Here is a 995-nt window from a genome sequence, read left to right as displayed (position 1 = left end):
CTCCGCGAGGTCGACGACGTCGGCCCCGCCGTTGCCGAGTCGATACGGGCGTTCCTCGACGCGCCGGAGAACCGAGCGGCGATCGGGGGGCTCCGCGAGCGCGCGGTCGAGCCCGAACCGGTCGGAGACACTGGTGACGGCGAGGACGGGTTCGCCCCGCTCGACGGGCTCACGTTCGTGTTCACGGGGTCGCTGTCCGTCCCCCGAAGTGACGCACAGGCGCTCGTCGAACGCGCCGGCGCGAACGCCACGTCGAGCGTCTCCGGCAACACGGACTACCTCGTCGCCGGCGAGAACCCCGGGCGCTCGAAGCGGGACGACGCCGACGCGAACGACGTGCCCGTCCTCGACGAGGCGGCGTTCGCCGATCTGCTGGCCGACAACGGGATCGACTGGCCGCCGGCGTAGGGGTGGCTGCCTCCCGTCGTTCCCACCTCTTCGGCCCCGCTTGGCGGCTCCCGGCCGCCCCCGTTCTCCCGAGCCACAACCCTTTATCCGCCGGCTGGCGGAACGGACGGTATGACCGCTATCGAGCTGCGCGGGGTGACCAAGGAGTTCCCCGGAGCCACCGCGGTGCGGGACCTCGATCTCACCGTCGAGGAGGGGGAGGTGTACGGCTTCCTCGGGCCGAACGGGGCCGGCAAGTCGACGACGATCGACATGCTGCTCGACCTCGTCCGGCCGACCGAGGGGACGGTGACGGTGCTCGGACGGGACGCCCGGGCGGAGAGCGTCGCGATCCGCCGTCGGACCGGCGTCCTCCCCGAGGGGTTTTCGGTGTACGACCGGCTCTCGGGCCGGAAACACGTCGAGTTCGCGATCCGGTCGAAGGAGGTCGAGGCCGACGCCGACGCGCTCCTCGACCGGGTCGGGATCCGCGAGGACGCCGACCGAAAGGCGGGCGACTACTCGAAGGGGATGCGCCAGCGCCTGTTGCTCGCGATGGCGCTCGTCGGCGAACCGGAGCTGCTCGTCCTCGACGAGCCCGCAACGGG

Annotated in this window: 2 protein-coding genes; both read left to right on the top strand. The window is 72.0% G+C overall.

Annotation, left to right across the window (positions count from 1 at the left end):
- A partial coding sequence (locus ACFQEU_RS16605; protein ID WP_379783946.1) for a BRCT domain-containing protein occupies nucleotides 1–408 on the top strand: 408 nt, incomplete at its 5' end.
- Nucleotides 409–519: 111 nt separating this feature from the next.
- The coding region (locus tag ACFQEU_RS16600; protein ID WP_379783943.1) for an ABC transporter ATP-binding protein at nucleotides 520–995 on the top strand (476 nt) is incomplete at its 3' end.

It is taken from the genome of Halorubrum tibetense (assembly GCF_042661865.1).
GTDB classification, from domain to species: Archaea; Halobacteriota; Halobacteria; order Halobacteriales; family Haloferacaceae; genus Halorubrum; species Halorubrum tibetense.
This window is presented reverse-complemented; position numbering and strand designations above follow the sequence as displayed.